Source organism: Azospirillum endophyticum (genome assembly GCF_016595245.1).
Classification (GTDB): Bacteria; Pseudomonadota; Alphaproteobacteria; order Azospirillales; family Azospirillaceae; genus Azospirillum; species Azospirillum endophyticum.
In genome coordinates, this window is record NZ_JAENHM010000030.1 from 25436 (window position 1) to 52425 (window position 26990).

A 26990-nucleotide genomic window follows, 5' to 3' on the forward strand; every position below is an offset into this window, starting at 1 on the left:
GGGGAAGAAGACAAAGGGGGATGATCAGGCGCGGCGCGCGGTCAGCGCCCCGGTGCGGATCACCGCGTCCTGGCCGGCGCGGGACTGGACGACGCCCTGGCCGAGGCGCTCGGCGTAGTCCTTGAAGTAGGCCAGCGCCGATTCCTCGATGTAATCGAAGGCGAAGCGGTCGACCGGCTCGATCCCGGCATCGGCCAGCGACTTGGACGGGCAGCCGCCGATCTTGGCGACGAATACCGCGGTGCAGTCGTTGATCGCCGCCAGCACGCCGTCCAGCGTATCGACGTCGCCGGAGCCGCCTTCGCAATACTGGTCGACGCGGCGGTGGCCGACGAACTTGGCGCCACCAGGTCCGACCTCGTAGATCTGGAATTCCCTGGCATGGCCGAAATGCTCGTTGATTCGCTCGCCGCCCTTGGTGGCGACGGCGATCAGGATCGGATCGGCCCCGACGCCGACCGTTTCCTGCACATCGGCCTGGGCCGCGGCCTTGGAGGCGTTGCGGCCGGCGCGTTCGGCCTCGACATGCTCGCGGTAGGTGCGGCGGGCCTCGTCGTCATAGTCGACCACGCCCATCGTCTCGATCTTGTCGGCGGTGAACTCGTCGCCGCGGTCCTCGCCCAGCAGGCCGACGGCATCGGCACGGCACTGGCGGCAGTGGCGCATCAGCTTGGCCCCGCCTTCGCAGGCGTCCTGCACCACCTTCAGCTCCTGCGCCGAAGGCCCCCGCTGGCCGTTCAGGCCGAAATACGTGCCGTGGGCCGGGTCGGAGATCAGCGGCATGATGTTGTGCAGGAAGGCGCCGCGGCTCTTCACCGCCTTGTTCACCTCCAGCAGATGCTCGTCGTTGACCCCCGGGATCATGACCGAGTTCACCTTCACCAGGATGCCGCGCGAGGTCAGCATCTCCAGTCCCAGCATCTGCTGTTCATGGAGGATCTTCGCGGCGTCCAGCCCGGTCCAGCGCCTGTGCTTGTAGAAGATCCACGGGTAGATCCGTGCACCGATCTCGGGATCGACCATGTTGATGGTGATGGTGACGTGGTCGATGTTGTACTGGGAGATGGTGTCCACATGGTCGGGCAGGGCCAGGCCGTTGGTGGACAGGCACAGCTTCAGGTCCGGCGCCTTCTTCTGCAGCATCTCGAAGGTGGCGAAGGTGTTCTTGCCGCTTGCCGCCAGACTGTCGCCGGGGCCGGCGATGCCGATCACCGACAACTGCGGGATTTCCTGTGCGACGGCGAGGATCTTCTTGATCGCCTGGTCGGGAGTCAGCTTCTCGGAGACCACGCCCGGCCGGCTCTCGTTCGAGCAATCGTATTTGCGGTTGCAGTAGTTGCACTGGATGTTGCAGGCCGGGGCGACCGCGACATGCATGCGGGCGAAATAGTGATGCGCCTCTTCCGAATAGCAGGGATGGTTCTTCACCTTCTCCCACACGGCCGGATCCATGTCGGCGGGACCGTCGGATGAACCGCAGGACGACGACGAACAGCCGGACGCCGTGTCGATGGCTGCCGGCATCGTCGCGGGCGGGGCCAGTTCCCCCAGCCCGAAGATGCTGTCGAGCGAAACCACGTTGCCCATCATCCACTCCCTTCCTGCCGGCCCGGCGACACTGTTGGACGGATGGAGCAAGAGCAAGTTTGGGGCCAGATACCAGAATCGAGGAATTACAAGGGCTTGCCTGGAATCGTCGGCGTCGCGGACGCTGTCGTCATTGCGACAAAGGCAGCAGCGGCGGCGGGCTTTGTCGGGGTGCCGACACTGGCGTCAGGCGAGTTCGCCGCGGAAGGAGACGACATGGTCCTGTCCCTCGTCCAATGCCTCCGCGCCGAAGCCGATCAGGCCGCTGCCGACCAGCTTGGTCGAATCGCGGCGCAGCACCACCGGCGGCGAGCCCCCGCTGCGGATGAAGGTGCCGTTGGTGGAATGGTCGGTCAGCAGGAAGCTCTCGCGGGTGAAGTCGATCACCGCATGCTGGCGCGAGGTCTGGCGCGAGGCGATGCGCAGGCCGCTGTTGTCCTCTCGTCCAATGGTGACGCGGGGCAGCGTCCGGCTCAGCGTGATGTCCTGTCCGCGATAGGCGAGATGCAGCGTCATCATAGGGCCGCCGGCTTCCGTCACCAGGGAGAAGCCGAGCGTGGTGCTTTCGATGGCGTCCTCGGTGTCGTCGTCCGCGCGGATCTGGTGGACACGGATCGGCGCCGCCTTGCCCTTCATCGCCACGTTGCTGAGCGGCTTGGTCCGGCCGCGCAGGTCCGGCGACAGGCCATCCACCAGCGCCTGGGTCGCCAGGATCTCGCCCGGCCGGGCGATCTGCTGCACCCGGGCGGCAACGTTGCAGGCATCGCCATACAGGTCGCCGATCCCTTCGATCACCGTGCCGAAATGAATGCCGATGCGCAGCCGCAGCCGGTGCTGATCCTGGATGCCGATCATCGCGCAGGCGGTGCGGGTGGCGTCGTCGCAGACCGGAAAGGCGGCCAGCAGCCCGTCGCCCAGGCTCTTGATGACGCCGCCGCGATGGTCTTCCACCAGATGGCGCAGATGCGCCAGCACCCGCTGGGTCATCGCCGCGGCGGTGGCGTTGCCGATCCGCTCGTACAGCATCGTGCTGTCGGCGATGTCGACGAACATCAGGGCGAGGGGCTTCTCAAGCGAAGGCAAGACGGAGATCCGTTCGATCGGGGAACGCGCCATCGAACCGAAGGCCGGGCAAGGTAACACGAAACCGCGGCCCCGTGCGATTGCCGCTGCAGGCGGCCGGGCGGTGGCCGGTCGGCGCGTGGAGGCCGCTTCTTAGAACCTCTTGATCTCGATGTTGTACTTGCGCAGTGCGTAGCTCACCTGCCGCGTCGTCATGCCCAGAAGGCGGGCGGCCTTGGCCTGGACCCAGCCGGTCCGTTCCATCGCCCAGACCAACCGGTCGCGCAGCGGACCCGACTCCGGCTCGTCCAGCGGCAGATCGGGGCCTGCGGCCGTGGGTTGCGGTGCCGGCGCGGAGAGAGCGGCAGGCGCCGACATTGCGGGTTGGGGGGTGGGCAGGGGAGAGATTGCGGACGGCGGCAGCGGCTTGGAGGCGCCGCAGACCGGCAGCGGCCCGGCGCCGCAGCCGGATGCGCAGGCCGGCCACTGTGCACCGTTGGGCGCTCCATTGGCTGCGCCGTTGGCCGGATTCGCCATCGCCGGTGGAATGGCGGAGGGATGCGGCCGGCCCGGTACCGGGTTGCCAGGGGGGGGAACGGACGGATTGGTTGCGGTGCCGCTCATCGACGGCGCCAGCCCGCCGACGGCGGCCCCCATCGTGCGGTACTGGAACAGCACCGACGAGTTGCAGAGATTCATGCTGCAGGACAGGTCGGGCACGCGGATGGTGCCGTTGCGGCATTGGGTCGCCGCACGTTCGATGCAGTTCTCCAACTCGCGCACGTTGCCGGGCCAGGTGCAGCGGTTCAGCACTTCCAGCGCATCATGGTCGATATCCAGGTTCATGCCGTTGTCGCGGCCGAATTTGGTGACGAAATGCTTGGCCAGCATGGCGATGTCGCCGCGCCGCTCGCGCAGCGGCGGCAGGTGGATGGTCACCACGTTGATGCGGAAATACAGGTCGGCGCGGAACTTGCCATGGCCGACCGCCTCTTCCAGGTTCAGATTGGTGGCGCAGATCAGGCGCACGTCGGTCTTGATCGTCTTCGACCCGCCGACCCGCTCGAACTCCTGCTCCTGCAGTACCCGCAGCAGCTTGGCCTGGAAGTTGGAGGAGATGTCGCCGATCTCGTCCAGGAACAGCGTGCCGCCCGACGCCAATTCGAACCGGCCCTTATGATCCTTCTGCGCTCCGGTGAAGGAGCCCTTCTCGTGGCCGAACAGTTCCGACTCCAGCAGCGATTCGGGCAGGGCGGCGCAGTTGACGCGGATGAAGGGGGCGTCCTTGCGCGGGGACAGGTTGTGGATCGCCCGGGCGATCAGCTCCTTTCCCGTGCCGCTCTCGCCGCGGATCAGGACGGTGGATTTGAAGGGCGCCACCCGGTGCAGTTGGGCCAGCACGTCGACCATGTTGGGGCTGGTGCAGACCACGTCGTTGACCGGCGCCACCACCGGTCGCAGTTCCTTCTGGACCCGGAAGGTCTCGCGCATCATGAAGCGCCGTTCTTCCGCCACCGTCCGGTGCAGCCGCACAGTCTGGCCGATCAGGTTGGCGACCATGGTCAGGAAACGGACATCCGAGCCGAAATGGCCGCTGGGGCCGTCGTCGGAGATGCGGTCGATGGTCAGCACGCCGATGACGGCGCCGGCGGCCTTGATCGGCACGCCGACCAGCGAGGCCACCTGCTCGTCGAGATCGTCGCGCCCGCCGGAGCGGTTGTTGAACAGCGGCTCCTCCGCCAGGTTGGGGACCACGGCCGGCATGCCGGTCTTCAGGATGCGGCCGCTGATGCCTTCGTCCTGGTTGTAGTCGATCGCCTGCGCCGGCGAATCCTTCGGCAGTCCCTGCGCGGCGACGAGCCGCAGGGCCCCGTCCTCGCCTTGGATGTAAACCCGGCCGCGATGCATCTGCAACTGATAGGACAGCGCCCGCAGCACCTCGCGCAGGGTCTGTTCCAGGTCCAGCGACGATCCGAGGATCTTGCTGACCTCATAGATCGTCAGCAGCTCGAGGCTGGAGGAAGATACGGATTGGGCAGCACTCGGCATGATCGAACCCCTCGCTCGGCTGGGGACCCGGGACATCTGCCGGACGGCTGGGTCCGGGCATAGCGCTCCATCGGGTCCCGGCGTCAGCGCCTTGATCCGCAACCCCCCGGATACCGGTGCGGCCGTTGGTCCGGCTGTCCCATTCTTTCGCTGTTTCTGTGCCCGTCTTCCGGGCCGGGCCTAGCCGCGACTCCATTCGTACGCTGCCAGCCGGTGGAAAGTGTCCGTGACTGCTCGCCGAAAGGCAAGACTTTTTGCATAGATTCCGCTGCGCCGCACAATGACCTTGGGCATTGGTGGAGGAGGGAAATCATGTTAATAACTGACTGGTCAGTTATGAAAAGGAGCGCGCGATGCCCTCCCGTCATCCCGACCCCGACACTTCCGACGGCTCGACCGACCGGCCGCGCTGGCGCCGCCGCAAAGATGCCCGTCCGCAGGAGATCGTCGCCGCCGCGATGGAGGTCTTCGCCGAACGCGGGTTTGCCGCCGCGCGGCTGGAGGAGGTCGCGACCCGCGCCGGCCTCAGCAAAGGCACGCTCTATCTCTATTTTTCCAGTAAGGACGAGCTGTTCAAGGCAGTGATCCGCACCGCCATCCTGCCCAATCTGCAACAAGCCGAGACTCTGGTCTCCACAGCCGGAATCCCATGTTTTCCGTTGCTGGAACAGCTGCTGCGCATGGTCGCGCATCTGATCGAAACGACGCGCATGGCGATCATTCCGCGGCTGGTGATCGCCGAGGCCGGCAATTTCCCGGAGCTTGCCGCTTTCTACCACCGCGAGGTGATCCGCCGCGGCTTCGGCGTGCTGGCCGCCCTGTTGCGGCGGGGGATCGAAAGCGGCGAGTTCCGTCCGGTGGCGATCGATCCCGGCGTGCGCCTGATCGTGGCGCCGCTTCTGATGAGCGCCCTGTGGCGGACCTCCTTCGACGGCATCGACGGCGAGCCGCCGCAGGACGTGACGGCGCTGGTGGAGGCCCAAATCGACAATCTGCGCCTTGTGCTGCTTCGCGATGCGGGGGAGAGGGCGCTATGAGCGAACTTCTCAGGAGCGTCCTCGACGGCCTCACCGCCCTGGCGCTTGCGATCGGACTGCCCTTCGCGGACGGCGGTCCGCCGCCGCTCGCCCATGGCTATGTCGAGGGGGAGTATCTGCGCATCGCCGCCCCCAGCGCCGGCATGCTGGAAAGCCTGCCGGTCGCCCGCGGCGCGCGGGTGGCGGCCGGGGCGCCGCTATTCGCCATCGACCGCGCCACCGCCATGGCGGAGCGCGACCGGCTCGCCGCCGCATTGGCCCAGGCACGGGCGCAGCGCGCCGACCTTGCCACCGGCAAACGGCCGCAGGAAATGGCGGTGCTGACCGCGCAAAAAGCCCGAGCGGAAGCGGCGCTGCGCTATTCCACCGCCGAACTGTCCCGTCAGCAGGAGCTGGTCGCCCGCAGGGTGTCGTCCCCCGACAAGCTCGATCAGGCGCGTGCCGCCCATGATCGCGACCGAGGCCACCTTGCGGAGGCGGAGGCGCAGCTGGCGGTCGCGGCGCTGTCCGCCCGGCCCGAACAGCTGCGGGCCGCCGATGAGGCGGTGATCCAGGCGGAGGCGGCGCTGGTCCAGGCGGACCGGCGGCTGGTCGATCTGGCACCCGTCGCTCCGGTGGCGGCCCTGGTGGACGACACGCTCTACAATCCCGGCGAATGGGTGCCGGCCGGCTCCCCGGTCGTGTCGCTTCTGCCGCCGGAGCGGGTGAAGCTGGTGCTGTTCGTGCCGGAAACCGCCGTGGCGACGGTGTCGCCGGGAAGCTCCCTTTCGGTGCACTGCGACGGCTGCCCACCGGACCTGTCGGCGCGGGTGACCCGGATCGCCTCCCAGGCCGAGTACACGCCACCGGTGATCTACAGCGTCGGCAGTCGGGAGAAGCTGGTCTTCCGGGTGGAGGCGGTGCCGGACCGGCCGCTGAATCCGGGGCTGCCGGTGGATGTCTGGCCGGCAGGGGCGGGCCGATGACGGCGGAACGCTCTCCCGCCGGCGGGCCGGCCATCGACGTCCATGGGCTGGTCAAGCGCTTCGGCAGCAAGACCGTGGTCGACAATGTGTCGATTCGGGTGGAGACCGGGGAGATCTACGGCTTTCTCGGTCCCAACGGGTCGGGCAAGACCACCACGATCCGCCTGCTCTGCGGCCTGCTGACTCCCGACGCGGGGGAGGGCAGCTGTCTCGGTCTGGACATCCGCCGGCAGAGTGCGGCGATCAAGCGGCAGGTCGGTTACATGACCCAGAAGTTCAGCTTCTGGGAGGATCTGAGCATCGCCGAGAATTTGGATTTTGTCGCCCGCATGTATGGGCTGCCCGACCGGCGGCATCGGGTGGGCGAGGCACTGGACCGGCTGGGCCTGTCCAACCGTCGCACGCAACTGGCGGGGGAGCTGTCGGGCGGCTGGAAGCAGCGTCTGGCGCTGGCCGCCTGTATCCTGCACGGCCCCAAGCTGCTGTTGCTGGACGAGCCGACGGCAGGGGTCGATCCCAAGGCGCGGCGCGAATTCTGGGACGAGATCCACCGGCTGGCCGGGGACGGGCTGACGGTGCTGGTCAGCACCCATTACATGGACGAGGCCGAGCGCTGCCACCGCATCGCCTATATCGCCTACGGGACGTTGATGACCCACGGGACGGTGGATCAGGTCATCGCCGAATCCGGCCTGCATACCCGTCTGGTCGCAGGCGATGGCCTGCACCGCATCGCCACGGCATTGGAAGGCCGGCCGGGGGTGGAGATGGTCGCGGTCTTCGGCAGCCGCCTTCATGTCAGTGGTACCGACGAAGGTGAGCTGGACCGGGCGCTCGCCCCCTGGGCGGGCCAAGCGGATCTGCGGATCACCGCGACGGAGCCGACGCTGGAAGACGTCTTCATCCACCTGATGAACCGCAGCACCGACAATTTCCGGTGACGGATTACTCGGTCTGGGCCGAGGTGACGCCGGTGTTCTTGTTCCACTTCAGCGTCAGCTTGGAGAGCTGGCAAAGGTTCAGGCCCTGCCACACCGCCGACTCGCCATCGTCATAAACGACCTTCATGTCCCACTTGCAGGTCTTCTCGGCCTTGGCGAAGGAGACCTCGAAATACTCGCCGTCGTCCAGCACGTCGCGGCCGAGGATGTCCTCATCCCAGTTGTTGTTGTTGTTTTCGGAAACGAAGATGTGCTTCAGCGGATAGCCGGTCTTGTTGACGATGGTGAAATCCTGCTGTCCAGCCAACGCTGCGCCATGCAACAGGAACAGCGAGGACGCAACCATCAGAGCCTTGGCGGCGACGTTCTTCAAGATGATCTCCGTGTGAGGAAAATTGGTTCGTGGTGGAATTTGTGCATCGCAATCGAACTCCGTCAATATGGGAGTTACCCCAAATGAATGGGCAGACTCTAAACGACTAATTCTTTCCAGTCGAAGAAATCAAATTCCGCTGTTTATCTCTTGTGTGACCCTGATCCCCACCGATAAAGCTGTTCATGCTAAATTAGAGAATCCGGTCGCTAAGGGCCTCGGCCTTCGCCGCCACGCGATGGACAAAAGCAATCGGCGGAGCAGGCGCCGATGGACGTCGTTCGTCGGTTGCAAGAGGCCAATGGTCGCAAGCGCTTGGCCCGTCGGGAACTTTGTCGCGGCGCACACAATGTGGTACATGATGAAGACCGGCCTTCGAAGCCGGTCAAGATCATGACCAAGTTCTGGACCGCAACCGGTCCTGCCGGGGCGGTCCCAATCCAGGGGAAGGAACAACGCATGTCGGGTTTCAAGGACGCGCCGCCGGATGACCGGTCGGAACTGTCGCCGGAGCAGGAAAGCGCCATCCGCATCGTCGCCAACAACCTGCATCGCCTGAACGACGCCGTCGTCAAGGCGGTCGAGGCCGGCGTCACGGTCGAACTGATGCGCACCGCCCGCTATCACAACGAAGCCGGCAACTGGGGCGACCAGCTCACCCCGGTGGTCCGCCCCGGCAAGTGACCGCTTCCGGCTGATCGGGCCGGAAATCTGGCGAAAGGGCCGTCATCCGTCCAGTGGATGGCGGCCTTTTTTCGTATGTCGACAAAATTCCGGCGTCGACGGAAGATAAGCTGGCCGACGGCGGTCGCAGCCACAAACTTGTTGGGCATTCCGCTATCGATGCGAGGCCCAGCCATGCCGTCACGCGACCCCGAACGGCGCGCAGCCGCAAGCCGTGAAGCGATCGACCGCCCTCCGCCCCGTCCGGACGCCGGTCTCGATGGCCAGGATCCTGACGGTCCGGCGCCGACGCCGGGGGAATTGAATGCGATGTGGAAGCTGAACCGTCTGGAACAGCCGACCTTCGACGATCTGACCCGCGGCCTGTGCCTTGGCCTCGTCTGGTGCATGGCGATGTGGACGCCGATGTTCGTCAGTGCCCTGACCTGACTTGGCTTGGGTGGGCGCGATCGATCACGCGCTTTGTTGTCTTGATCCACTCTGCTGCGCCTCCGTCGGCCCTGCCTGTGCCAGCGAGCGGATGCGCGTCGCCAGCTGGACGGGGGTGAAGGGCTTCGCCAGAACCGACGCGGTGTCGGCGCCCATGTTGGCCAGCGATTCCGGGCTGTAGCCGGATACCAACAGCACACGCAGCTGCGGCCAGCGCTCTCGAATGTGCCGGGCGAGGTCGATGCCGGAAACGCCGCCGGGCATGACGACGTCCGACACGACCAGATCGAAATCACGGTCGGCCTCCAGCAGGCGCAGCGCCGTCACGCCGTCCTCCGCCGTCTCGACAGTGAAGCCCTCCTCGGTCAGTCCTTCCACCGTCGCCATCAGCACCAGCGGATTGTCCTCCACCACCAGGAGGCGAAGCGGTCGCCGGTCGCCCGTCATGGGCGCGACCGGAGCGGGCGCCGGCTCGGACGGCCGGGCGTCGGTCAGCGGCAGGTCGATGCGGACGCGGGTGCCTTCACCGGGCCGGCTGGCGATCGCGGCAGTGCCGCCGGACTGGCGGGCGAAGCCGTAGACCATCGACAGGCCGAGCCCGGTTCCCTTGCCGACGCCCTTGGTGGTGAAGAAGGGGTCGAAGGCGCGGGCCATCACCTCCGGCGGCATGCCGGTGCCGCTGTCGGACACTTCGATCCGGGCGGTGCGCGGCTCCGGGCCCGGGGCTGCGGCGATGCGGATGCCGCCGCCGCCGGGCATGGCGTCGCGTGCGTTCAGCACGAGGTTCAGCACGGCCATCTCCAACTGCACCGGGTCGATGGCGACCATCATCGGCACGGGGGAGATATCCCAATCGAGGGTGATGTCGGCCTGGACGGAGCGTTCCAGCAGGTCGCCCATCCGGCGCAAGCTGTCGCCCAGATCGACCACGGTCGGATTGACCGCATCCTGGCGCGAGAAGGACAGCAATTGCCGCGTCACCTTCTCCGCCCGTTCCAGGGCCGTCCGCGTCCCGGCCAGGAATCGCTGGCCTTCGGCCGGGAGATGGCGGCCCAGCAGATGCAGGTTTGCAAGCGCCGCGGTCAGCAGGTTGTTGAAGTCGTGCGCGACGCCGCCGGTCAGCTGTCCCAGTGCCTCCATCTTCTGGCTTTGGCGCAGGGCCTCCTCGAGCCGCTCGCGGTTGCGGACCTCGTCCGCCCAGCGTTGGACCGCGGCGCTCTCCGAGACGGCACGGCTGTAGGCCAGCCAGGCGATCAGCGCCAGCGCCAGCGTCGCCGGAGCGACGAAGGCGGCGTCCAACGCCATGTTCCGCCACCAGGAACGGGCGACCTGCGCCTGATCCAGCCCATAGACGACATAGATCGGGAAAGCGCCGACCCGTTTATAGGCGAATACACGCTGCAATCCCTGCACATGGCTGGTGCCGGTGCGGTAGATCCCTTCGTCCGGCTGCCGATGGATTTCGGCTATAAGGCCGCGCCCGGCCGGCAGCGTCGGCAGTGCCGCATTCGGCCTCGATGGGTCCAGGGCCGGAAAGCGCATCAGGATCGCGCCGTCGTCGCGGACCAGCGCGATGGATTCTCCTTCATCGCCGATGACCCGCCGATAGAAGCTGGAAAAGTAACCGGGATCGAGAATGGCGGCGATCATCCCGTCGAAGCTGCCGTCGGGACCGCCGGGACCGCTGCGGCGTCGGCTGATGCCGAAACTCGGCTTGCCGCTGGCCGGGTCGGTGACCGGACCGGCGATGAGCAAGCCCGAGTCCTGTTCCCGCTGTTCCCGGAAATCCGCGCGGTTGCCGACGTAGCTGTTGCGCGAGGGGTAGACGAGGCTGGAGTTGCGCACGATCCCATCGGGATCGCTCAGCCCGATGGCGCCGATCTGGGTCAGTTCGCCCTTCAACGTCTTGAGATAGCGGTGCAGGGATTCCGACTTGGCGATCTCATCCCAACTGCGGCCATGGATGCGTTCGTCCACCCGATCCAGCACTTGAGCCATGGTGTCGAACACTTTCAGCACGTGCTCGTGCAGAATCAGCGCGTTCTTGCGGCTGTTCCGTTCGGCCTCCTCCTGCGCTTCCCAGCGCTCGCGCCATCCGATGCCGGCGAACAGCACCAGCGGGACGGCAACCGACACCGCCAACAGGAGGCGCAGGAGGCGCAAGGATCCCCTGTGATCGGTCCGACTGTCGAAATTGGGAAAGGGCATTACCAACCATTGCCAAGGACATGGGCCACGCCGGCCATTGCCGGCCGATACCTCGTGCACCATGGCCGAAGCATCGGAGGGCGGGCAACTCCGACTTTACGGCAGGGTCGGCGGCAGCCTGGTCAAGCCGGCCTCCCGGCTCCGGGCGGAGGCCTACGGATCGCAGCTACAGGCGCGGGGAACGCGTCCTTCCGCCCAATGGCGCCGACGCCGGAGATTGGAACCATCGTCGTCCGGGCGCGGCGTTCCGCAGGCAGTGCCGAGCCGATCCCGCAGATCGTCGAGATGGGCATTGGTCAGGACGGCGATGCCGGCGAAGAAGGGCTCCCGGCAGCGGGTGGCAACCCGGCTGCAGAAATCGGGAATCCAGCGCAGCGGATGGCGGTCGAGAAAGAGGACGGCGTCGACCATACGGCCACGGTCGAGCAATGCCGCCAGCAGCACCAGTTCCGCGGCGATGTGATCGTCGGGAAGCCGTTCCAGCGGCGGGCGGCGCAGATCCGCATCCAGTCCGGTTCGCCAGCGCCGCAAAGAGGTTCCGGCATCGGCTCGCGCCTTCTCGTCCAGCCATGGTGCTTCGGTTGGACAGGTGCGCAGTTCGCCGCCGAGGTGAATGGCGGCGAAGTCGGCAGCCAGCGGAGAGAGGCAGCGGCGCGTGATCCGCTCCGGCAGGTCGCTGACGACCTCGTCGACCAGGGCGGCGGCCTGCAGGGCGTCGTCGCGGTCCAGCGCCAGTGGTCCATGGCTGAGCGGGGCATGGCGCAGCCTCGCCATCATGGCGGGAGTGGGCCCTTCGGCGTGCAGATGCGCGAGGAAGCGTAAGGCCTGGGTGGGACCGGCCGGGTTCATCTCGGCAATTCCGGAGAGGCTGGCTTCGAGAGCGTTGGCACTGGAGGGAGCCATGACGCCGTCCCCACCATGATGGGGGAGCGACGGGGCGGCAGCTAGAACCGTGCTCACCACGCTGTTCCTTCCGGCGGTTGGAGCGGGTCGGGCACCTACCGAAACCGGTCCGCATGGGAAGCTGCACGAATGAGTTTCGTGTTCTTATGGAAGTCTTGCGGCGTTGCGGTTTTCGAGCCGATCGTAGCCCGAACGTCTGCGCGATCTGTTGGAAGTCTTTACTACCAACAGGGATGGCAACGGTCAATGCGGTCGATGGGTCGGGTAAAGGCATGAACCGACAGTTGCGTTGCGACATGATGTCCGGCCTTATCGAAGGGTCCTTTTCCCGATAGGAGCCCCTGCCGCCATGCCGCTTTCTCCCATCGAACAGATCGATGCCGTACCGGAGGTGCGCGCCGTCTACGACGACATCAAGACGACGCGCAACGTCCCCGACGTGAACAATTTCTGGAAGATGATCGCCCACCATCCGCCGACCCTGGCGCGGACCTGGGAAAGCCTGAAGGAGGTGATGGCTCCCGGCGCGCTGGATCCGCTGGTGAAGGAGATGATCTTCGTCGCGGTCAGCGTGACGAACAATTGCCAGTACTGCATCCGTTCGCACGAGGCGGCGGCGCGGCGCCTGGGCATGACGGACGCGCAGTTCGGCGAACTGATGGCGGTGGTCGGCATGGCGAACGAAACCAACCGGCTGGCCGTCGGCTATCAGGTCGAATTGGACGACCGGTTGAAGTGATCCGTGTCAGGCGGCGCGCGGCAGAGGCCGTGCTGCCGCCTCCCTGGCATCTTGTTGCGGGTGCGGGGCCCGGCGCTGGTCCAGGCGACGGTGCGGCAGGCCGTTGATCAGGTCGCTGCGGACGATGAAATGGGCGATGCTGCGGCCGTCGTCCAATTCCTCGCTGGCGATGCGCTCCACCCGCACCTCGACGTCCCAACCGAGCCTGGCCCAGGCGGCGCGGATGCGGCGGGCCAATTCCCTGGCGCCGCGTTCGCTGAAGCTGTCGAGGCGCCCGCTCGACGGGCCGGGATGGAAACGGGGATGGAACGGGGGCATGGCGGTGTCTCCTTGGCCGGATGCGGAACGCCGGGAATGACCGGCGTTCCATTGCCTAGAGAATAATCCAAAATGGATTATTTCCGCCATTTGAAACCGATACCGAAGTGGTATGACCGTCAAGGCTCCTGCAGGCCGACCACGGTGTGAAGGGTATCGAGCTCTTCCAGCGGCACGGCGAATTCCCGGTCGGCCGGCCGGTATTCGCGCAGGATCACGGCGTCGGTGCTCCGGCGTACGAACTCCTTCACCAGAACCGCCTTGTTGAGCTTGACCACCACCACGCCGGCCCCCGGCGCAGGCGGCTTGTGCGGGTTGACGTGCAGAAGCTGAGCCGGCCGGAAGCGTGGCATCATCGACTCGCCGACCACATACATGGCGTAGGGGTCGCGGGCGTTCTTCAGGTAATCGGGCCGTGCGATCCAGTCGATCGGGCCATCTTCCAGGAACATCTCCTGGTCGCCGCCGCCACGCGCCGCCGCGCGCACCGGCATCGAGGCGGCGGGCGCCGCCGGTGCCGGGGCGGCTGGCGTCGTGCGGAGCAGCGGCGGAAGCGCCGGCCGGGCAGGGCGCCCGGCGGCCGGAGGAATCGCCGATGCGTCGAGGCCGAGCAGGGCCGTCGGCTCCACGCCCAGCGGTCCGGCCAGCTTGACCGCCCAATCGACGGTCATCTTGCGCTGGCCGGTCTCCAGCTTGTTGATCTGGGGCTGGGAGGTCCCGGCCAGTTCGGCCAGCTTCTCCTGGCTCAGCCCGGCGGCCTGCCGCAATTCGCGCATGGTGGTCATGGACTCGTTCATACCAAAACGGCTTTGGAAAGTCCATTGCGGCGGAATAAATCCGGTTGCGTGCAGAGCCCGGCTTGGTCTAAACCATTGCGGTATGACGCTCGACGATTGGCTCACCCGGACCGCAACCAAGGAAGAGGCTTTCGCCGCCCTGATCGGGACGAGCCAGGCTGCGGTCAACCGTTACCGCCACGGCCGCCGGGTTCCCCGCCCCGCCGTGATGGCCCGCATCGTCTCCGCCACCGGCGGAGAGGTGACGGCCAATGATTTCCACGGGCTGGCGGGGCTGGGAGCGTGAACGCGGACAACAAAAAAGGCCCTTCCCGGCTGGAAAGGACCTTCTTCGAAGAAAATGCGGCCGGTTTACGAGAACAGGCTCGACACCGATCGCTCCTCGCTGATGCGCATGATGGCCTCGGCCAGCAGCGGGGCGATGGCCAACTGGCGGATGTTGCGGGACGCGCGGACCGCCTCGGTCGCCTGGATGCTGTCGGTGGTGACCAGCTGTTCCAGCGGCGACACGGCGACGCGGGCGACCGCACCGCCGGACAGGACGCCGTGGGTGCAGAAGGCGTGGACCGACTTGGCCCCGGCTTCCATCAGGGCGACGGCGGCGTTGCACAGCGTGCCGCCCGAATCGACGATGTCGTCGATCAGGATGCAGCGGCGCCCGTCGGCATCGCCGATGATGTTCATCACCTCCGACACGCCGGCGCGCTCACGCCGCTTGTCGATGATCGCCAGGTCGGCGTCCAGGCGCTTGGCCAGGGCGCGGGCGCGCACCACGCCGCCGACGTCCGGCGATACGATGGTGACCTCGCCGATGTTCTCGAAGGACTGGCGGATGTCCTTCTCGAAGACCGGGGCGGCCATCAGGTTGTCGGTCGGGATGTCGAAGAAGCCCTGGATCTGACCGGCGTGCAGGTCCATCGTCAGCACGCGGTTGGCGCCGGCCTGGGTGATCAGGTTGGCGACCAGCTTGGCCGAGATCGGCGTGCGCGGGCCGGTCTTGCGATCCTGCCGGGCATAGCCGTAATAGGGAATGACCGCAGTGATGCGCCGGGCCGACCCGCGCCGAAGCGCATCGATCGTCACCAGCAGTTCCATCAGGTTGTCGTTGGCCGGGAACGAGGTCGACTGGACGACGAACACGTCCTCGCCGCGCACGTTCTCCAGGATCTCGACGAACACCTCCATGTCGGAGAAACGGCGGACGCTGGCCTTGGTCAGCGGTACGCCGAGACAGGTGGAGATCGCCTCGGCCAGCGGACGGTTGCTGTTGCCGGCAAGCACCTTCATCGGGGTCGGCTCTCTTTGCAGGGAAACGGCTCAAGGCACGTTCGCCGCTCGCGCGCCGGCGCCCCTTGAAAACGCGGCGGACCATAACAAAGGGTCGGGCTCGTGTAAACGTTCCATGACGGTGTGGTCTTTCCCCATTGGGGAATGCCGCCCTGCGCGGGCGGCATGACCACGGGCTTCGCCATTGCCTGTTCGGGTCGGCTCAGTTCTGCAGGACGATGGCCGAAAGGCCGCGGCCGTAATCCGATTCCCCGCGAAGGCAGGATCGGCGGTAGCTGAAAAAGCGGTCCTCCTCCGCGACCGTGTCGTTGGGGCAGCGCTGGATCACGCTGACTCCGGAATCGCCCAGCCGGCGGGTGACGTAGGCGGCCAGATCGAACAGGAAATGCCCGGGCTTGCGGGCGGGCGCGAAATAGTCGCGATTGCGCGGGTCTTCCTCCTCGAAGGGGGCGGGGAACTCGGGCCCGACCTCGTAGGACCGTTGGGCGATGCAGGGACCGATGCAGGCGACGATCCGGTTGGGCTTGGCGCCCAGCTCCACCATGCGGGCGACGGTCGCCTCGATGACGCCGCCCTTGGCGCCCTTCCAGCCGGCATGGGCGGCGCCGATCACCCGCGCCTTGCTGTCGGCGAACAGGACGGGGGCGCAGTCGGCGGTCAGGATGCCCAGCGCGATGCCTGCCTGCCGGGTCGCCATGGCGTCGGCCTTCGGGGCCGTCTCCGGCGTCCAGGGCTGTTCGACCACCACGCAGGTCGGGCTGTGGACTTGGTAGCAGGTGACGAGGTTGCCGGGCGCCACCTCCATCCGCGCGGCGGCACGGGCACGGTTCTCATGCACGGCCGCGGCGGAGTCGCTGGACCCGAGCCCGCAATTCAGCGACGCATAGAGTCCGGTGGAAACCCCGCCGGTACGGGTGAAAAAGGCATGCCGGATATGGGTGATGTCGTTCAGCGCGCCGAGTGTGATCACGAACGCCGTCCTTCCCTGTTCTGTGACTCCCTTACACCCAACAGGGCAGGGGGCCGCAATGCACGATCCGCCGGAATTGTCTTCGTGGCGGTTGTCGTGCGGTGTCTCCAACCGTTTTCGTGCTTGCCGGTCAGAAGCCCGCCGGTGGGGGCGCATCGGTGAAGGCTCCGGGCGTGGCAAGCGCGACCAGCTTGAACAGCCTGCCCATTTGCGCCGGATCGATCAAGCGGTCCAGCGCGCCGCGGATGTCCTTGGCCTGGGCCGGGCTGGCCTTGGCCGTCAGGGCGGATGCCCGCTGGACGATGCCGAGGCGGGTCAGCCACTCTCCCTGCTCGACCGGGCCGAAGGACCGGGCGCCGCCTTCCTGCGCCGCCGCGGCGATGGCGGCGAAATCGACATGGGCCGTCAGATCGGCCTCGCCCGGCATCTCCAGCACGGGGGCATAGGCGTGGCGGCGCAATGCCTGCAGCGTGTCGCCGACCGCAGGCCCATGGGAATGCCCGTAGTCGATCACCAGCGCCGCACCCGGCGCCGCAGCCAACCGGGCGCCGATGAGCCGCGCCACCGCCTGCGAGGCGGGGGAGACCTCCACGACGCTGCCCTCGGGCACATCGCGGAGCGCTTCCGGCACCAGCCGGTTGCCGGAGCTGCCGAAAGCCTCCAGCACGAAACGGAAGCGCGGCTCGTCCGCCATGCCGTCGGGTTGGACATCGACCAGCCGCTCGAACCAGCCATAGTTGGTCTTCTGCACCTGGCGGATCGGCAGGGCGTCGAAGAACTCGTTGGCGATCAGGATGGTCGGACCGTCCGGCACGTCCTCCAACCGGTCGTGCCACTGAATGGCATCGCCGAGGATGGGCCGGAGCGTCTCGCGCTGGCGTTCGCGCAAGGCCGGGCTGGTCTCCACCAGATGGACGGTGGCGTTGTCGCGGAACAGCGGCAGCACGGCCGCCGCCCGCAGCACGTCGGCCATCAGCGTGCCGCGGCCGGGCCCGAGCTCCACCAGATGGAAGGGACCCGGGCCCCCCAGCCGCGCCCAGGTGTCGACGCACCAAAGCCCGACCAGCTCGCCGAACATCTGGCTGATTTCCGGTGCGGTGGTGAAGTCGCCGCCGCTGCCGAACGGATCGCGGTGCATGTAATAGCCGAAGCGCGGATGACCCAGCGCTTCGGCCATGAAGGCGCCGACGCTGATCGGACCGTCCATCACGATGCGGCGGGCCAGCAGATGGGCCAGCGTGTCCGGACCGGCGCTCTCGCCCCCCGTCATGGCGTCAGGCCAGGATGGCGCGGCGCCGGCCGCGCAGGACCAGCCACAGGCCGATCGCCAGCATCGGCAGCGACAGCAGCTGTCCCATCGTGGCGCCGGCGAACAGGAAGCCCAGCTGCGGGTCGGGCTCGCGGAAGAATTCCACCGTGATGCGCGACAGGCCGTAGCCGATCAGGAACAGCCCGCCGACCGTACCGGGCCGGTTGCGCAGGGCCGGGGTACGGATGGCGATCGCCAGCAGGACGAACAGCACGACGCCTTCCAGCGCCGCCTCGTAAAGCTGGCTGGGGTGGCGCGGCACCTGCAGCGGATCGCGCGGGAACACCATGGCATAGGCGAAATCGGGAGCCGGCCGGCCATACAGCTCGCCATTGATGAAGTTGGCGATGCGGCCGAAGAACAGGCCGATGGGCGCGCAGGCGGCGATGATGTCGCCGAACACATAGGGCGAGATGCCGCGGCGCCAGCAGAACAGCCCGATGGCGGTCAGCACGCCGACCATGCCGCCGTGGAAGGACATGCCGCCATGCCAGACCTGGACGGCATCCAGCGGATTTTCCAGATAATAGGGTAGGTTGTAGAACAGGACATAGCCGAGCCGTCCGCCCAGGATGGTGCCGATCACCGCCCAGGTCAGGAAGTCGTCGAACTCCTCCGGCTTGGGCCGCTGGTCGGGGTCGAGCCGCGCCAGCCCGAGGCAATAGCGCCAGCCCAGCACGAAGCCGGCCAGATAAGCCAGCGCGTACCAGCGGACGACGACGGGGCCCAAGGCGAAGGCCACCGGATCGATGGTGGGGAAGGCGACGACTGGCAGGGTGGCGAGCATAGGAACTCCGGTCAGCGATACGGATCGGGCTGCGACAGGAAATCCTGCACATAGCGCCGGACACCCTCCTCCAACTCGGTGAAGGGCTGGTCGAATCCGGCGGCGCGCAGACGATCCGTCGTCGCCTGCGTGAAATATTGGTATTTGCCGCGCAGATGCTCGGGCATCTCGAAGTACTCAATCCGGGGGGGCAGTCCCAGGGCGGCGAAGGTCGCCAGCGCCAGATCCTTGAAGCTGCGCGCCTTGCCGGTGCCGACGTTGAACAGGCCGCTGACCTCGGGATGGTCGTACAGCCACAGCATCACCGCGACGCAGTCGTCGACGAATATGAAGTCGCGCAGCTGGCCGCCATCCTCGAAGCCGTCCTTGTGCGACTTGAACAGGCGTGCCGGCTGGCCGGCCGTCAGCTGCGGGTGCAGCTTGGCGACCACGCTCATCATGTCGCCCTTGTGGGCCTCGTTGGGGCCATAGACGTTGAAGAACTTCAGCCCGGCCCATTGCGGCGGCACCAGATCGCCGCCGGCGACGGCGCGGGCGATGCGGCGGTCGACCAGATGCTTGGACCAGCCATAAGCGTTCAGCGGCCTCAGCCGCGCCAACCCGTCGCAGGAGCCGTCATCGTCGAAGCCGGCTGAGCCGTCGCCGTAGGTGGCGGCGGAGGAGGCGTAGATCAGCCGGCAGCCGCGCCAGGAGCACCAGCGCCACAGGTCGAGGGTCAGCGCGACGTTGTTGGCGACGATCTTGTCGACGTCCCGCTCGGTGGTGGCGGAAATGGCGCCGAGATGGAAGACGGTGTCGATCTCGGCGGCGTGCTGGTCGAGGAAGGCCAGCGTCTGGTCGGGCGGCACCAGCGCCGCGACCTCGCGCTTGGCGAGGTTCTGCCACTTCTCGCCGTCACGGAAGCGGTCGACGACCGCCAGGTCGGTGATGCCGCGCGCGGCCAGTGCCGCGACAAGGTTGGACCCGATGAAGCCGGCCCCGCCGGTGACCACGATCATAGCGCTGTCCGCTGTTGCTCGACGCGTTTCGTGGGGACTTATAGGCGGGTGGGGCGGCGGGGGCAAGGTGGTGGGGGGGAGTGCGGGCTTGCGATGCCCCCACCTAACCTCCCCCGCTCTCAGCGGACCTACGGTCCGCCTGTCGCGTCAGCACAAAGCGAAGCTTTGTGCGAGAGCTGGACGGGGGAGGGACTGCCGCCGAACGCTGACAAAAGTCCGATCCCCTCCCCCGCTCAGCGGGGGAGGGTCAGGGTGGGGGTATCGAAGCCGACCCCTTTACTGCGCCGCCCGGTTGGCCGCGCTCACCAGAGCCCGCAGCGAGGCGGTCACGATGTCGGCGTCGATGCCGACGCCGAACAGCGTCTTGTCGCCGGTCTTCACCTCGACATAGGCGCAGGCCTGGGCATCCTCGCCGGAGCCGATGGCGTGCTCGCGGTAATCGACGACGTGGAGGTCGGTGCCGCAGCCCTGGCGCAGGGCGTCCAGGAAGGCGTCGATCGGGCCGTTGCCCTTGCCCTTGGCGGTGATGGTCTCGCCGTTGCGGCGCATCACCACGCTCATGGCGCGGGCGCCGGAGTTCGGGCCGCGCGGCTCGGTCGAATGCTCGACCAGTTCCAGCGGGCTGTCGGCTTCCAGATATTCGGCCTTGAAGGCGGCGTGGATGTCGGCGGGCGACAGTTCCTTGCCGGTCTCGTCGGCGACGCGCTGCACGACCTTGGAGAATTCGATCTGCAGGCGGCGCGGGATCTGCAGGCCGTAGTCCTTCTCCAGCACATAGGCGATGCCGCCCTTGCCGGACTGGCTGTTGATGCGGATCACCGCCTCGTAGCTGCGGCCCAGATCCTGCGGGTCGATGGGCAGGTACGGGACCTCCCACTTGCCGGTGTTGGACTTGGTCAGCGCCTTCAGCCCCTTGTTGATGGCGTCCTGGTGCGAGCCGGAGAAGGCGGTGAAGACCAGTTCGCCGGCATAGGGGTGGCGCGGATGGACCGGCAACTGCGTGCAGTATTCCGAAACGCGGACGATCTCGTTGATGTCGTCGATGTTCAGTTCCGGGTCGACGCCCTGGGTGAACATGTTCAACGCCAGCGTGACGACGTCGACGTTGCCGGTGCGCTCGCCATTGCCGAACAGCGTGCCCTCGACGCGATCGGCGCCGGCCAGCAGGCCCAGTTCGGCGGCGGCGACGCCGGTGCCGCGGTCGTTGTGCGGATGCAGCGAGATGATGGCGCTCTCGCGGTTCTTCATCGTCTTGCAGAACCACTCGATCTGGTCGGCATGGACGTTCGGCATCGACATCTCGACCGTCGAGGGCAGGTTCAGGATGATCTTGCGCTCGGGCGTCGGCTGCCAGACCTCCATCACCGCCTCGCAGATCTCGACGGCGAAGTCCAGCTCGGTGCCGGTGAAGCTTTCCGGCGAATATTGCAGGACGATCTCGGTCTCCGGCGTCTCGTCGGCCAGTTGCCTGATCAGTTTGGCGCCGGCGACGGCGATGTCGATGATGCCCTGGCGGTCCAGCCCGAACACGACGCGGCGCTGCAGCTCGGAGGTCGAGTTGTACAGATGGACGATGGCGCGCTTGGATCCCTTGATGCCTTCGAAGGTGCGGCGGATCAATTCCTCGCGCGCCTGGGTCAGCACCTGGATGGTGACGCCGTCGGGGATCTTGTTGCCGTCGATGACCTCGCGGCAGAAGTCGAAATCGGTCTGCGACGCGGCCGGGAAACCGACCTCGATCTCCTTGAAGCCCATGCGCAGCAGCAGGTCGAACATCGCGCGCTTGCGGTCCGGCCCCATCGGCTCGATCAGCGCCTGGTTGCCGTCGCGCAGGTCGACCGAGCACCAGATCGGCGCCTTGTCCAGGGTGCGCGACGGCCATTGGCGATCGGTCAGCTTCACCTGGGGGAAGGGGGCGTATTTGGACGGCGACTTCGGCAGGGCCGGGATGCCGGCGTTGGCTTGGGCGGCGGTGCTGGCTTGGGTCGAGATACGGGTTTGGGTCGCGTTGCTCATGGCGTCGTTCGGCTCCAGTGGCGGCCCCGGACTCGGTCTTCTGTGCGGCCGGGGCGGCGGATCGGATTTTGAAAGGCGGAGGGACCGGCGAGAGGTACGGCCGCAGAGCCGCCGGATGTGGCTCAGCGACCGTCGGTAAGTCGCAGTCCCGGCCTCGGCCGGGCGACGCCGATGTCGGCGCCTTTGAAAACATCGCTCATGGAACAGACACTTCGACCGATTGAAGCAAGGAGAGAACGCGACGAACCCGGACGCTTAAAGCGCCGGGCCGAGAAGTCGAAGAAGGGCGTTCTTACGGTCGATGATGGTCATGGGGCGCACTGTGCGCAGGTGCGGCATGGCTGTCAAGTCCGGATCGGCAAAAAACGGACTGCGGGAGGAGCCAACCATCGCCGCCCTGCCTTATCCCCAGATCAGATGATACAGCGTCGGCAGCAGCAGCGCCGTCGCCAGCCCGTTCAGCCCCATGCCCAGCCCGGCGAAGGCGCCGGCCACCTCGTTGACCTGCAGGGCGCGGGCGGTGCCGATGCCATGCGCCGCGACCCCCATGCCGAAGCCGCGGGCGCGCCAGTCCTTCACCCGCACGAGGTTCAGGACCCAGGTGCCGAGGCTGGCGGCGACGATGCCGGTAATGATGACGAACACCGCGGTCAGCGACGGCAGGCCGCCGATCTGCTCCGATACGCCCATGGCGATGGGGGAGGTGACGGATTTCGGCGCCATCGACAGGATCGTCTCCTTGGTGCCGCCGAAGGCCCAGACCAGCGCCACCGCGCTGAGCGCCGAGGCGGCGGACCCCACCAGCAACGCCGCGACCAGCGCCAGGGCCGAGCGCCGCACCTCCTGGAACTGGTTGTAGAGCGGAACGGCCAGCGCCACCGTGGCCGGTCCCAGAAGAAAATGGACGAACTGCGCGCCGTCGAAATAGGTGCGGTAATCGATACCGGACAGGCCCAGCGTGCCGGCGATCAGGACGACGGCGATCAGCACCGGGTTCAGCACCGGGCGCCGCCCCAGCTTCTCGAACAGCCACACCCCGACCTGATAGGCAACGAGGGTCAGCGTCAGCCCGGCCAGCGGGCTGGCAGACAGGTAGACCCAGATCTGGTGCAGGTCGGCGCTCATCTCCGGTCTCCTGCCACCGGCTCCTTTGCCGCCGGCTCTTCCTCCAGCCGCGGATCGGTGCGGCTCAGCAGGAAGGCCATCAGCTTCGCCGTCACGGCGATGCCGAACAGGGTGCTGCCGAACACGGCGACGATGATCGGCAGCGCTTCCGTCTCCAGCCGCGTGACATGGACCATCACCCCCACGCCGGCCGGCACGAACAACAGGGACAGATGGCGCAGAAGCCCGCCGGCGGTGTCCTGTATCGCGGCCGGCACCCCGCCGCGCAGCAGCAGGCCGGCGAACAGCAGCAGCATGCCCAGCACCGGTCCGGGGACCGGCAGGTGCAGCAGGCGAGCGGCCAACTCGCCGAACAACTGGCAGAGCAACAGGAGCGTCAGGGTTCCGAGCATCGCTGACTCCGGTGGAAGGGACGCGGTCGGTCCCTTCTACCGCAGTTGCGAAATCACCGGGCTGCATTCCGCGAATGCGAGCATCCCGAATCGGTGATGGGATGAAGCCGTCGTCGAGCAGGTGCCGGGGAGGAGATTACTGCAGCTTGCTGCGGACATGCTGGCTGCGGCGGACGATGGATTGCGCTTCCACCGTCACTTCCTTCTTCCCGAACAGGCGCAGGAAGATGGCGTTGACGGTGGCGTGGGCGCTGACCGTCAGGGTGCCGGCCGCCGCATCCTCGGCAATCGTCAGGGGCGACAGGTGCGATCCCAGGAAGCCGTTGGGAAAGGCCTTGTCGAAGAAGCTGCGGATATGGCCGTCGCGTTGCGAGTCGAACATCACGCGACCACCGGCCAGCGCGGCGGCATCGACCGCCTGCGACAGCCGCGCCTCCACCGCATAGCTGCGCAAAGCGTCGACGGTGCAGCCGGCACCCAGCGCGGTCGGAATGGCGAGGATCAGGGCGACCACCAGAAGCAGGTGGCGGCCTGTCCGCCGGTCTTCGTGCCCGCCATAGGGCAGGGGACGATAGACCAAAGTCATTGCCGGCCTCCCAAGCAATTGCCTATGCGGAAAGGAGTGTTTTCATTGGATGCATTACTCTTAGCATCATCCGACAAGCAGGCAAACCAGGAAATGCAGCAGAAACACAGCAAAAATCGCGGTTCGAATTGTCATGTATTTTATGCAAAGGCGGTAATCCAAATTTGCGGAAGCGGCGGCAAAGGGTAGAGCCTCCCGGATCGGATAAAGAGCGCCGTCTCGACTTTGCAAACGCGCCCGAACCTCAGTCAGGGGAGACAAAAGCGAGGCAAGCGGCCTCCGCTCCCGGGCGATTAACGGTTTGTTCGCTCTCCCCGCCGGTAGCCTGCGGCCTTACCGTTTCCATCCCGTGCCGGAGCCGCCTACGATGCCGTTTCTCCCCCATTTACTTCGCACCGATTCCAATGGGCGGCGACCGGCTCGGCCGCTTCCGGGCCATGCCTTCGCCGTCGCGGTGGTGGCGCTGTTGCTGGCCGCCCTGTCCGGGGAGGTCCGCGCTGCGCTGGGCGGTCTGATGGCCCAGGTGGACGAGGTGCGGGACATGGTCGTGCAGCGCTGAACACCCGTGCGGCTTCTCCGTTTCCTTTGGGCCGGCCGGATCGGATCGCGTAGACTCGGACTGGATTTGAAGGGTGGGTCCGATCGCCGGACATGAAGCCATTGGCTCGGGGCGCAACGGTGGGGAGACGGCCCGATGAAGGGCGGCGTTTGGCGCGTGGCGATGCTGGGGCTGGCGGTGGCGGCGGCCGCGCTGGTCTTTCTCGGCGTGGAGATCACGCAACTGGCGGCCGAGGACCGCGTCGCCTTCACCCGCGGGCTCGCGATCTGCGGACTTGGCCTGCTGGCGGTGTGGTTCGTCTTTTCCCGGTTGTCCCGCCATTTCCGGGACCTCGACCGGCTCTCTGACCGCCTGTCGGGCGCGCGCGGCCGGGTCGATCTGGAGCCCCTGTCGGGCGGGCGCGGCGGCGAGTTGGACCGTCTGGCCGAGGCGGCCAGCTCGGCCCGTGGCGGCGAGCGCGGGCTCGGCGAGGGGCCGCTGGGTGGCGGACGCCCGGAGCGGGCGTTGCGGGCGGCGCTGGCCCTGACCGACGATCCCCTGCTGGTCATCGACGAACAGGGGCGGGTGGAGCGGTTGAACCCCGCCGCGGCCCGCCTGTTGGCGGTGGAGGAGGGGACCGATATCGGCAAGTCCCTGCTCCGTGACGATCTGGCCCGCGCCATGGAACGGGCACGGGGCGGCGGAACTCCGGTCACCGCGGTGCTGCGGCGGACGGAGGAGGGCGAGCTGTCGGCGCGGATCGCCGATCTCGGTCTGGGTGCCGGGGTGCTCCTGTCCTTCCCCGCCCGCGGCATGGCCCACGCCGCCGGGCTCAGCGGCAAGCGAACCCTCAGCCTGCGTCCCCCCCAGCCCACCGTCCCGCTCGGCGATGAGGAACCGCTGGCGGCATTGCCCTTCGTGGCGCTTTGGGTGGCGACGGCGGGGGAGGAACCCGACAGCGGCCCGGTGATCGCGGTCGGCACCGTGCGGCTGGTGGGCGCGCGCATCTTCCCCACCGTGTCGCTTGCCGTGCTGATCGACCCCATCGACCCCGTGCCGGCCCAGGCGACCGCCCGTCACGGGATCGGCACCGCCATGGTGGCGGGCGAGCGCCCCTTCGCCGCGGTGTGGCCGGCGATCCAGGACGCGCTGCACAACTGCGTCGCCGTCGGTATCGGCGTCGATACGGCACTCGCGGCATTGGGGCGTTCTGCTGCCCATGCCGGCATCCCCGATCCGGGGCTGCCCCCGTCGCTCGACCTCGGGGCGCTCGCGGCGGCGCTGGACCCGGCATTGGCCGGTGCCTCGTCCGACCGGCTGGCGGAGGCCTTCGCCCTACCCCGCCACCCGCGCAACGGCCCGCAGGGCGAGGCGCTGGTTCAGGCCGAACTGGCGGTGGCGCTGCTGTCCCGCCTGACGGAGCGCGGACTCCTCACCCAGGGGCAGGTGCGGGCGCTGATCGCCGACGGCAGCACGCAGGTCTCCCTCACGCATCCTCCGCCAACCTGAACCCGCTCATCGACAGGCGTGTCTCCGGCCGCAGATAGTGCCGCGTCCAGGGGCCGGCATGGTCGAAGGGGGTCAGGCAACTGCCGCCGCGCAGGACCATGCGGTTGCTGGCGAGCCGGCCGTTGACCGCCTCGTCCGGGAGGGGCTTGTCGCAGCCGTCGGGACGGCGGTAGCCGGGATATGTCGCGAAGGCGTCGCGGGTCCACTCCCACACGTCGCCGCACATCTGCGAGGGTCCCGTGCCGTGGCAGGTGCCGGTGCGCGGATGGCGGTGGCCGGTCCCCAGCAGGTTGCCCATGCTGTCGCAACTGGCGGCGACCACCTCCCACTCCGCCTCCAGCGGCAGGCGCTTGCCCGACCAGCGCGCATAGGCGTCGGCCTCGTACCAGCTGACATGGCAGACCGGTTCGTCGGGATCGAGCGGCTGCATGCCGTATAGGGTGAAGATCTGCCAGCGGGCTCCCGATCCGAAGCCGCCGCGCTCCCAATAGAGCGGGGCGCTCCAGCCTTCCGCGCGTGCGGTCTCCCAGCCGTCGGACAGCCAGAGGGAGCGGTCGCTGTAGCCGCCGGCCTCGATGAAAGCGAGGAACTCGCCGCAGGTGACCGGACGGGCCGCCAGCCGGTAGGGGTCCAGCCAGACGCGGTGACGCGGCCCCTCATGATCGAAGCCGGGCAACGGCACCGGTCGGCCGACTTCGACCAAGCCGCCGGGGTGGTCCACCCAGCCGTCGGGCGGGACGCCCAGATGCGGATGGTCGGGGGCCTGTTCATAGACGGGGCGCAGCGGGTTGCACCACAGCGCATGCTTGATGTGCAGGAGCATCCGCTCCTGGTGGCGCCGTTCATGGGCGATCGCCATCATCAGCGCCGACTCGGCGGCATCCCACAGCCCCTCGTCGATGCCGTCGATCAGGTGCAGCACCGCGGCGTTGATCTGGTCGCGATGACGCATGATCTCGGCCGCCGCGGGGCGCGACAGCACGCGGGGCGGCTGGGTCGTGCGTTCGCTGCGGGCGGCGAACAGGTCGAGGAATGCCGGATCGGCCGGACGATAGCCGGGGCTGAAGGGGATCAGCACCGCGACCTCGAACAGCCAGCTGGTATGGGCGAGGTGCCATTTCGCCGGCGCGCCGTCCGGCACGGTCTGCACCATCAGATCTTCCGGCGACAAAGCCGCGACCAGTTCGGCACTGCGGGCGCGCGCCTTCTGGAAACGGCTGGCGAGGGCTTGCCGCCGCTCCGCGGCGGACAGGACGGCGCCGCCGTCGGACGGGGGGGCGGATGGGCCGGCAGGCAGGATGGGATGTGTGTCGGGCACGGGCGCTCCCTCCGAAATCCGGATCTCTTCGGAGAGTGTCCACCCGGAGCGCCCTGTTTGGAA

Annotated in this window: 26 protein-coding genes; 8 read left to right on the forward strand and 18 right to left on the reverse strand. The window is 67.5% G+C overall.

From position 1 onward, the window contains the following. Positions 1-24 precede the first annotated feature (24 nt). The 3 genes from nifB to nifA all read right to left on the reverse strand — a co-directional run bounded on the left by nifB (position 25) and on the right by nifA (position 4698). Complete coding sequence (gene nifB, locus JHL17_RS09490; protein ID WP_425599595.1) at positions 25-1590, reverse strand: nitrogenase cofactor biosynthesis protein NifB; 1566 nt, start codon at positions 1588-1590, stop codon at positions 25-27. A 183-nt stretch (positions 1591-1773) separates the two neighbouring features. Then, positions 1774-2670: an adenylate/guanylate cyclase domain-containing protein gene (locus JHL17_RS09495; RefSeq protein ID WP_247893429.1), complete on the reverse strand. Its 897-nt coding sequence runs from the start codon at positions 2668-2670 to the stop codon at positions 1774-1776. A gap of 132 nt (positions 2671-2802) precedes the next feature. Beyond that, positions 2803-4698 (reverse strand): nif-specific transcriptional activator NifA, encoded by a 1896-nt coding sequence (gene nifA, locus JHL17_RS09500; protein WP_200192430.1) that lies wholly within the window; start codon positions 4696-4698, stop codon positions 2803-2805. A 353-nt stretch (positions 4699-5051) separates the two neighbouring features. On the opposite strand from nifA, the gene JHL17_RS09505 reads away from it, so the two are divergent. From JHL17_RS09505 to JHL17_RS09515, 3 genes are read left to right on the forward strand one after another with little or no spacing between them, the layout of a single operon-like run. Then, entirely contained in the window at positions 5052-5735 is a 684-nt protein-coding gene (locus JHL17_RS09505) for a TetR/AcrR family transcriptional regulator (RefSeq protein WP_200192432.1), read from the forward strand. Beyond that, complete coding sequence (locus tag JHL17_RS09510; protein WP_200192434.1) at positions 5732-6700, forward strand: HlyD family secretion protein; 969 nt, start codon at positions 5732-5734, stop codon at positions 6698-6700. The genes JHL17_RS09505 and JHL17_RS09510 overlap by 4 nt, the downstream gene beginning before the upstream one ends. Continuing rightward, positions 6697-7641, forward strand: a complete 945-nt coding sequence (locus tag JHL17_RS09515; protein ID WP_200192436.1) for an ABC transporter ATP-binding protein — start codon at positions 6697-6699, stop codon at positions 7639-7641. Before JHL17_RS09510 ends, JHL17_RS09515 begins: the two co-directional genes overlap by 4 nt. Positions 7642-7645: 4 nt before the next feature. Here the strand turns inward: JHL17_RS09515 and JHL17_RS09520 are convergent, their stop codons facing one another. Beyond that, entirely contained in the window at positions 7646-8014 is a 369-nt protein-coding gene (locus JHL17_RS09520; RefSeq protein WP_211113372.1) for a hypothetical protein, read from the reverse strand. Positions 8015-8473: 459 nt separating this feature from the next. On the opposite strand from JHL17_RS09520, the gene JHL17_RS09525 reads away from it, so the two are divergent. Beyond that, positions 8474-8698, forward strand: a complete 225-nt coding sequence (locus tag JHL17_RS09525) for an SMc00767 family acetate metabolism repressor (protein ID WP_200192438.1) — start codon at positions 8474-8476, stop codon at positions 8696-8698. Between the two features lie 453 nt (positions 8699-9151). Here the strand turns inward: JHL17_RS09525 and JHL17_RS09530 are convergent, their stop codons facing one another. Together JHL17_RS09530 and JHL17_RS09535 are read right to left on the reverse strand one after the other, a co-directional pair. After that, positions 9152-11290, reverse strand: coding sequence for a hybrid sensor histidine kinase/response regulator (locus tag JHL17_RS09530; protein WP_247893430.1), 2139 nt, complete (start codon positions 11288-11290; stop codon positions 9152-9154). A 198-nt stretch (positions 11291-11488) separates the two neighbouring features. Further along, complete coding sequence (locus tag JHL17_RS09535; RefSeq protein ID WP_200192442.1) at positions 11489-12238, reverse strand: TorD/DmsD family molecular chaperone; 750 nt, start codon at positions 12236-12238, stop codon at positions 11489-11491. Between the two features lie 349 nt (positions 12239-12587). Between JHL17_RS09535 and JHL17_RS09540 the strand changes: the two genes are divergently transcribed. Further along, positions 12588-12977, forward strand: coding sequence for a carboxymuconolactone decarboxylase family protein (locus tag JHL17_RS09540; RefSeq protein WP_200192444.1), 390 nt, complete (start codon positions 12588-12590; stop codon positions 12975-12977). A gap of 6 nt (positions 12978-12983) precedes the next feature. Here the strand turns inward: JHL17_RS09540 and JHL17_RS09545 are convergent, their stop codons facing one another. Together JHL17_RS09545 and JHL17_RS09550 are read right to left on the reverse strand one after the other, a co-directional pair. Continuing rightward, entirely contained in the window at positions 12984-13295 is a 312-nt protein-coding gene (locus JHL17_RS09545) for a hypothetical protein (protein ID WP_200192446.1), read from the reverse strand. A gap of 119 nt (positions 13296-13414) precedes the next feature. After that, on the reverse strand, positions 13415-14080 hold the full coding sequence (locus tag JHL17_RS09550) for an XRE family transcriptional regulator (protein WP_247893431.1): 666 nt from the start codon (positions 14078-14080) through the stop codon (positions 13415-13417). A gap of 94 nt (positions 14081-14174) precedes the next feature. Between JHL17_RS09550 and JHL17_RS09555 the strand changes: the two genes are divergently transcribed. Then, the gene (locus JHL17_RS09555; RefSeq protein ID WP_200192450.1) at positions 14175-14378 is read left to right on the forward strand and encodes a helix-turn-helix domain-containing protein; all 204 of its coding nucleotides are present in this window, start codon (positions 14175-14177) and stop codon (positions 14376-14378) included. A gap of 65 nt (positions 14379-14443) precedes the next feature. On the opposite strand, the gene JHL17_RS09560 is transcribed toward JHL17_RS09555, so the two are convergent. The 9 genes from JHL17_RS09560 to JHL17_RS09600 form a co-directional block, all read right to left on the reverse strand. Further along, the gene (locus JHL17_RS09560) at positions 14444-15379 is read right to left on the reverse strand and encodes a ribose-phosphate pyrophosphokinase (protein WP_200192452.1); all 936 of its coding nucleotides are present in this window, start codon (positions 15377-15379) and stop codon (positions 14444-14446) included. Positions 15380-15581: 202 nt separating this feature from the next. Further along, on the reverse strand, positions 15582-16349 hold the full coding sequence (gene pgeF / locus JHL17_RS09565; RefSeq protein WP_200192454.1) for a peptidoglycan editing factor PgeF: 768 nt from the start codon (positions 16347-16349) through the stop codon (positions 15582-15584). A 130-nt stretch (positions 16350-16479) separates the two neighbouring features. Further along, positions 16480-17619, reverse strand: coding sequence for a class I SAM-dependent methyltransferase (locus JHL17_RS09570; protein ID WP_200192456.1), 1140 nt, complete (start codon positions 17617-17619; stop codon positions 16480-16482). A gap of 4 nt (positions 17620-17623) precedes the next feature. Further along, a complete protein-coding gene (gene lgt, locus JHL17_RS09575) occupies positions 17624-18445 on the reverse strand; it encodes a prolipoprotein diacylglyceryl transferase (RefSeq protein ID WP_200192458.1) in 822 nt (273 codons plus the stop codon). A gap of 11 nt (positions 18446-18456) precedes the next feature. Beyond that, on the reverse strand, positions 18457-19443 hold the full coding sequence (gene rfaD, locus JHL17_RS09580; protein ID WP_200192460.1) for an ADP-glyceromanno-heptose 6-epimerase: 987 nt from the start codon (positions 19441-19443) through the stop codon (positions 18457-18459). A gap of 276 nt (positions 19444-19719) precedes the next feature. Then, entirely contained in the window at positions 19720-21459 is a 1740-nt protein-coding gene (gene leuA / locus JHL17_RS09585; protein ID WP_425599597.1) for a 2-isopropylmalate synthase, read from the reverse strand. Positions 21460-21861: 402 nt separating this feature from the next. After that, a complete protein-coding gene (locus tag JHL17_RS09590) occupies positions 21862-22584 on the reverse strand; it encodes an LrgB family protein (RefSeq protein WP_200192462.1) in 723 nt (240 codons plus the stop codon). Next, positions 22581-22976, reverse strand: a complete 396-nt coding sequence (locus JHL17_RS09595) for a CidA/LrgA family protein (protein WP_200192464.1) — start codon at positions 22974-22976, stop codon at positions 22581-22583. Before JHL17_RS09595 ends, JHL17_RS09590 begins: the two co-directional genes overlap by 4 nt. 136 nt (positions 22977-23112) lie before the next feature. Then, on the reverse strand, positions 23113-23562 hold the full coding sequence (locus tag JHL17_RS09600) for a pilus assembly protein TadG-related protein (protein ID WP_200192466.1): 450 nt from the start codon (positions 23560-23562) through the stop codon (positions 23113-23115). Between the two features lie 367 nt (positions 23563-23929). On the opposite strand from JHL17_RS09600, the gene JHL17_RS09605 reads away from it, so the two are divergent. Together JHL17_RS09605 and JHL17_RS09610 are read left to right on the forward strand one after the other, a co-directional pair. Beyond that, positions 23930-24121, forward strand: coding sequence for a hypothetical protein (locus tag JHL17_RS09605; RefSeq protein ID WP_200192468.1), 192 nt, complete (start codon positions 23930-23932; stop codon positions 24119-24121). Positions 24122-24256: 135 nt separating this feature from the next. Next, on the forward strand, positions 24257-25609 hold the full coding sequence (locus JHL17_RS09610; protein ID WP_200192470.1) for a PAS domain-containing protein: 1353 nt from the start codon (positions 24257-24259) through the stop codon (positions 25607-25609). Here JHL17_RS09610 and egtB read toward each other — a convergent pair. Beyond that, positions 25587-26927 carry an ergothioneine biosynthesis protein EgtB gene (gene egtB / locus JHL17_RS09615; protein WP_200192472.1) on the reverse strand — a complete coding sequence of 447 codons (1341 nt, stop codon included), beginning with the start codon at positions 26925-26927 and terminating at the stop codon, positions 25587-25589. The two genes, JHL17_RS09610 and egtB, sit on opposite strands and share 23 nt — an antisense overlap. Between the last annotated feature and the right edge of the window lie 63 nt (positions 26928-26990).